This window comes from Shewanella sp. M16 (assembly GCF_018224605.1).
GTDB lineage: Bacteria > Pseudomonadota > Gammaproteobacteria > Enterobacterales > Shewanellaceae > Shewanella > Shewanella oncorhynchi.
The window spans coordinates 69,172-75,616 of the sequence record NZ_JAGTUL010000024.1 but is presented as its reverse complement, the minus strand read 5'-3'; the positions used below and the strand labels follow the sequence as shown (position 1 = coordinate 75,616).

Below are 6,445 nucleotides of genomic sequence, written 5' to 3'. Positions count from 1 at the left end.
ATTTCACATTATATATTTTTATCTTGGACACAACATTTGACATTATGACAGAGTAAAAAGTCTAATTGAGGTACTTTGACATTAGCAGCTTAGACCATAGCAAACTGCTGGTTAACATTTTTATAGCATATCGGGTTTATTGCTCACTGCAGTATTATTGTAATATAAAATCATCTTTATTGTCATATTGATACTTTAGCCTTAGTCACGAAATTTAATCCATCGTACTAGCCGGAGTAATATATGAGTAAGGCCACCTTTGATCCTACACTTTATAATAAAAGTAATAACGAGCCATTTAACCAAGTGTTGGATAAACATTTATCTCGCCGTAACTTCGTAAAAAGTGGTTTAGGCCTCAGTGCTATGACAGCTTTTGCCAGTGTAGGCTTAACTGCTTGCGGATCAGATGACGCCCCTGTTACAAAACCTGTTGATCCAGTGACACCTTTACCACCGACAAAAAGTACCGCCAAGCTAAACTTTACGTCAGTTGCGGGTTCTCGTTTAGATGCCGTCGTTGTGCCAGAAGGCTATACAGCGCAGGTACTTGCACCATGGGGCACGCCATTAAATGCAAAAGCAGCACCATGGAAAAGCGATGGTAGTAACACTGCCGATGACCAAGCGAACTCAGTCGGTATGCACCATGATGGCATGCATTTCTTTCCATTAAATGATTCGGGTAATGACGGTTTACTTTGCATTAACCATGAATACATTGATGAAGTTGCATTACATCCTGCAGGACAAACTTTTGATCCTACTTCAGGTTTGCGCACGATTATCGATGAGGTACGTAAAGAAATCAACGCCCATGGCGTATCGGTTGTACGGATAAAACTGGTTAATAATCAATGGGAGGTGGTTAGCAATGATAACCATAACCGCCGATTCACCGGTGCGACTGTAATGGATATTAGCGGTCCTCTCGCCTACTCTTCTCTACTCGAAACCCGCTATTCTCCCGACGGTAGTCAGGCTCGCGGTACATTAAATAACTGCGGTAATGGTTACACGCCTTGGGGCACTTATTTAACCTGTGAAGAAAACTGGCCAGGCTACTTCGCTAACCGTGGTACGTTAACTGCCGAGCAAAATCGCATTGGGATCAGCAAAACCAGCACACGTTATGGCTGGGATGATCTTGCAGGTCATGATGAAGAACGTCTCGATGAATTCGCGCGTTTTGATGTCACGCCAAAAGGTGCAAGTGCTCAAGATGACTATCGTAATGAAGCGAATGGTCACGGTTATATTGTTGAAATTGACCCTTTCAATCCAACATCGCGCGCAGTTAAACGTACCGCGCTTGGTCGTTTCCGCCATGAAGGCTGTACCTTTGGCAAATTAACCGAAGGTAAGCCAGTAGTGTTCTATTCTGGCCACGATTCACAATTCGAATACCTCTATAAATTTGTCTCGGCCGCGGCATGGGATGCAAAAGATGCTGACAGCAGCAATCGCATACAAACTGGCGATAAATATATGAATGAAGGTACTTTATATGCAGCTAAGTTTAATGCAAATGGTGGTGGTGTTTGGTTGCCTTTAACCTTAGATAGCCAGACTACGGACGGAAAAACCCTAGGCAATACTTTCGCTAGCTTAGCCGAGATTATTTTGAACACCGCGGGCGCAGCGGATCTTGTTGGTGCAACCCCTATGGATCGCCCTGAATGGTGTGCTGTCGATCCTTTCACAGGTTCAATTTATTTGACCCTGACCAACAACTCAAAACGAACTGAAACCAATCCAGCGAACCCAAGATTGAAAAACCACTTTGGCCATATTATTCGTTGGGATGAAAGTGACAAAGATACTGAATTTACATGGGATATCTTCGTATTCGGCTCACCAAGTGATGGTAACGCAGAAACAAACTTATCAGGCTTAACAGATCTTAACCAATTTGCCAGCCCAGACGGTTTGGCCTTCGATCAACGCGGTATTTTGTGGGTTCAAACCGACAATGGAGCCAAGGAGGTCGCAGAAGAAACCAACGATCAGATGCTAGCGATAGTGCCTTCAACGCTTGTTGATGGCCAAGAGAAACAGCTCGGCGTAACGGCTGATAACCAAATGGAATTAAAGCGTTTCTTTGTTGGACCAAACGACTGTGAGGTTACAGGTTTTGCTATTAGCCCTGATTACACATCTGTTTTTGCTAACATTCAGCATCCCGGTAATTGGCCTTATTCGTCCAATGCCGCTGAAAAAACGCCTGCGGGCACGACATTACGCCCTCGCGCCGCTACGGTCGTTATCCGTAAGTTAGATGGTAAAGAAGTCGCGGTATAAACAATTATGCTTGTGCGAGGTATCTTCTTAATATGAAGTTCCTATAAGTTAATTGCTACACATAAAAAATCCCCTCACTGTAGGGGATTTTTTATTTAAGAAGATAGTTAACTAGCCTTTTTCATAATAGATTAAATCCAACATCGATTAACTCTTACTACGACTTGCTTGTTCAAAGGCCAGTTCAAAAGCATCGGTAAAATCTGTAATTGGCAGAAGGTCCTCACGGCAACGGCGATTGCGGCCTAGTAAGGAAGATTCAACAAACAAATCAAACCAAGTACTTAAGGCTTTGCCATTAGCCGCTTCGCCAATCGCTCCTAAAGCCAATGATGCCACCTCGGCGGTGCCAAGTTGAAAATCATGACTACCTTTACGCAATGCATAGGTCGCGAGCGTGTCGGGATCGAAGGAAAGCAACGGCAGTGAGTGTAAGTAAGGACTCTTACGGAACATTTTAATCGCTTCACGCCAACTGCCATCGAGCATGATTAGCAGCGGCCGTTTACCTTCGGCCAATGTCGACATCGGCACTTGGTTCAGTACGGTTTGCCCTTGCTCTGCATACTGGGCAGGAAACACTAAATAGGGTTGATATTGCGGCGAATTCAGCAAAGCAAGCAACTCAGCTTCAGGTTCTGTACGTGACCAAATATAGGCGTGGGTATCAGGAATAAGATCCGCTATGAGTCGTCCGCTATTAGTCGGCTTTAACACCTCATCGTTATACATAATCAGCAGAAAACTGGCGTGAGTATCTAACTGACGGCGTAGCGCACAGGTACAGAACTGCTCACCTAAGAGGCATAATGGACAGCGGATCAGTTTTTTACCGCGGGCACCAAAGGGTTTAGTCGAAATAGACTTACGGTACTGATATAAATGGTGCACTGCATGGGGGGCTAAAGCCATAAAAACCAATTCTCTATCAAACTTATTAAGGATCGCGACCACATCAGTTAGCACTTTTTTATCGCGGTGGCGCAGTTTATCCCTTGGCCATCAATGGTGCAATCGCGTAATACATTATCGTGATAAAAGGCCGGTGTCAGTGGTTGTGGTTTCATCTGCAGCCTAACGTCAGCGAGATAATTTAAGAGCACAGAGCAACCATCTCTTAAAACATCTGTAATGTATTAATCTGTGTTGCCACTTAGTATGCAACACTAAACCGACCAAATTAACGTTTAACTTACTTATTGGGAGAGTATTGAAACTAAATATCAGTAATGACTTAACTTAGTGTGGAATTGCCCTAATATCATGCGAAAATCTACTCTACAAATACAATCTCAATGAAAGGTCAATTATGCACCCAAAAGCCCCGATCGCTTCTATACCGTTATTAAGCGGCGTACTGCTCACTGCTACGCTATTTTCTACTGTCACTACGGCCCAAACGCTTAATACCAAAGACATCCAATCAATTGTAGATTCCGCAGTTAAACCACTGATGGCCGAGTATGCTATTCCCGGTGCAGTAATTGGCATCACCATAGAAGGTAAACAGTATTTTTACCAATATGGCGTCAGTTCTAAAACCTCTGGGCAAAGTGTGACTGAAGATACCCTGTTCGAGATTGGCTCTATCAGTAAAACCTTTACCGCAACACTGGCTAACTATGCACAGGGCGAAGGTAAATTAACACTCACGGATATGGCCAGTGATTATGTTCCAGCATTAAAAGGCAGCCATTTTGATAAGATTAGTCTCATCAATTTAGCCACCCACACAGCGGGTGATTTGCCGATGCAAGTTCCTGATAAGGTCACTAATAACGCAGAGTTAATGGATTACCTTAAGCATTGGCAACCATCATTTGCCGCGGGGACCCATAGGAATTACGCCAATCCGAGTATTGGGCTGCTTGGCATGATTGCCGCGCAGAGTTTAGGGCAAACGTTTCCACAAGTACTTGAGCAAACACTATTTCCACAATTGGGTATGACAAACAGCTATCTCAAGGTTCCTAGCAACAAAATGGCCGATTATGCCCAAGGCTATGATAAGCAAGACATGCCAGTGCGAGTCAATCCCGGTGTATTAGCCGATGAAGCCTATGGCGTTAAAACCTCTGCCAAGGATTTACTGCAATTTGTTGAGGCCAATATGCAAATGCACCCGCTTGCCAAACCACTGCAAACGGCACTCGATGAGACCCACACGGGATACTTTGATGTGGGCATGATGACCCAAGATATGATTTGGGAGCATTACTCATATCCTATTGATCTTGATAAAATACTTATGGGCCATACTCAGGAAGTCGTGTTTGGCAGTACACCCGTTAAACCCATAGTGCCGCCCCTCGCGCCGCAGCAAAATGTGTGGATCAATAAAACAGGTTCTACTGGCGGTTTTGCCGCTTATGCAGCATTTATTCCCGCGCAAAAGCTTGGCATAGTATTGTTAAGCAATAAAAATTATCCCGTACCGCCTCGGGTGACTGTGGGGTATCAGATTTTAACGGGCATAGAGAAATTACAAAAATAGCATCTTGCTAGTCGCGACTATTAAAGGAGATAAGGAGATAGGCCGATTCGCAATCTCCTTTCTTATTTGTTCCTTTTAGCGTGATTTTTTTAGGGTGGCTTGTATTAAGCACCTTATCCACTTACTTACCTCCAATCTCTTAATAGCCAATATTTTTAAGCAAACTCCCATGTAAGAAAATAGGCAGTGAAGGGTTAATCTGAGTATTAATTCATTTGCAACTCATCGACCTAGTTAACAGACAAACAACCTATCGTAAGTTTAGCTTTACAGCTTAAAATCAGGATAAAAACTTATGCATCGCATTAAAAATTATTTCGTTAAATCAATATGATTGACACTTGAAGTTACGCTTTTAGGGAGTAAGATGCGCGCAAATACCTTAAGTGACCTTTTTCGGAAATATCATGTCAGGCACGCCACATTCTCCTATTCATCACGATGTCGCTCCCGCGGCGAGTCAGTCTAGCCTACTGTTAATGATTGTCTTTATGGTCGCCTGTGGCCAAATGGCGCAGACGATTTTTGTTCCAGCCCTTCCGCAAATCGCACTCGGGCTCCATGTGGACGCCAGCCAACTACAAGCCGTGATGGCCTGTTACTTACTCTCCTACGGGATGTTTCAATTTGTGTATGGCCCAGTGTCAGATCGCGTTGGCCGCAAAATGCCACTCGTCGTGGGTATCGCAATTTTCGTTCTAGGCGCTGTATTCGCGGCGAAGGCCACAAGCTTTAACCAACTAATTATGGCAAGCCTTATCCAAGGATTAGGCACAGCCAGCGCAGGCGCATTATGCCGTAGCATTCCCCGCGATCACTACTTTGGTGACCGACTGGTAAAATTTAATAGCTATGTCTCTATGGCTGTAGTGTTTTTACCTTTGCTTGCACCATTTATCGGCAGCGCCACTGCGGCCTATTTTGGCTGGCAAGCCGTATACTGGGTATTAGCGGGATTCGGTGTCGCGGTCTGGCTGTTGTTAATATTCCTCTTTAAAGAGTCTTTACCCAAGACGCAACGGGAACATCAAGCCGTTTTCAAATCCTATAAGCATGTCCTACGCCATAGAGCGTTTCGCGCTTATTTATTTTCATTGATCGCCACCTTTGCCGGTATTGCGGCGTTTGAAGCAATTGCTGGTGTACTCTATGGCCAATATCTCGGACTGACACCTTTTATGGTCAGTTGTTATTTTGTTGCGCCAATTCCTGGCTACTTACTGGGGGCACTCATCGCGGGCCGACAGAATAAGCCACAAAGAGTTGTTTACCAAGGTGTTGCGTTACTCGGTGCTGGCGCATTATTTATGTTGATCCCTGGTCTTTTTAATTTAGTGGTTAGCTGGAGTTTACTTATTGGATCAATTTTATTCTTCAGTGGCGCAGGCATGCTGTTCCCTACCCTAACATCTGCTGCGTTAGAGCCATTTCCACGTCAGGCGGGGATTGCGGGCGCATTACTGGGGGGATTACAAAATTTTGGTGCCGGACTTGCCGCATTAACTATGTCTTTAGTGCCTATGGGCGGCCAGTTGAGCATAGGTTTATTGAGTGCTGTGATGGTGGTTTTAGTGATCCTGTCTCTGTATTACGCCAAAGATCAAAATGATACTCACCAGAATTTAATGCCACAGATTTAATGGATATGAT

4 protein-coding genes are annotated in these 6,445 nt (G+C 44.3%); 3 read left to right on the top strand and 1 reads right to left on the bottom strand.

Features of this window, described 5'->3' with window-relative positions; translation table 11 throughout:
- Positions 1-243 precede the first annotated feature (243 nt).
- Positions 244-2,301: a PhoX family phosphatase gene (locus KFE26_RS16020; protein ID WP_212600997.1), complete on the top strand. Its 2,058-nt coding sequence runs from the start codon at positions 244-246 to the stop codon at positions 2,299-2,301.
- A gap of 147 nt (positions 2,302-2,448) precedes the next feature.
- Here KFE26_RS16020 and KFE26_RS16015 read toward each other — a convergent pair whose 3' ends face one another.
- Entirely contained in the window at positions 2,449-3,213 is a 765-nt protein-coding gene (locus KFE26_RS16015; protein WP_131524052.1) for a tRNA-uridine aminocarboxypropyltransferase, read from the bottom strand.
- A 397-nt stretch (positions 3,214-3,610) separates the two neighbouring features.
- Between KFE26_RS16015 and ampC the strand changes: the two genes are divergently transcribed.
- A complete protein-coding gene (gene ampC / locus KFE26_RS16010) occupies positions 3,611-4,795 on the top strand; it encodes a class C beta-lactamase (RefSeq protein ID WP_212600996.1) in 1,185 nt (394 codons plus the stop codon).
- Positions 4,796-5,202: 407 nt separating this feature from the next.
- Positions 5,203-6,435 (top strand): multidrug efflux MFS transporter EmrD, encoded by a 1,233-nt coding sequence (emrD, locus tag KFE26_RS16005; protein ID WP_212600995.1) that lies wholly within the window; start codon positions 5,203-5,205, stop codon positions 6,433-6,435.
- The last annotated feature ends 10 nt before the right edge of the window (positions 6,436-6,445 follow it).

Coding starts and splice junctions, on each gene's coding strand:
- KFE26_RS16020 (WP_212600997.1), top strand. CDS start 244: ATGAGTAAGGCCACCTTTGATCCTACACTTTATAATAAAAGTAATAAC.
- KFE26_RS16015 (WP_131524052.1), bottom strand. CDS start 3,213: ATGGCTTTAGCCCCCCATGCAGTGCACCATTTATATCAGTACCGTAAG.
- ampC (WP_212600996.1), top strand. CDS start 3,611: ATGCACCCAAAAGCCCCGATCGCTTCTATACCGTTATTAAGCGGCGTA.
- emrD (WP_212600995.1), top strand. CDS start 5,203: ATGTCAGGCACGCCACATTCTCCTATTCATCACGATGTCGCTCCCGCG.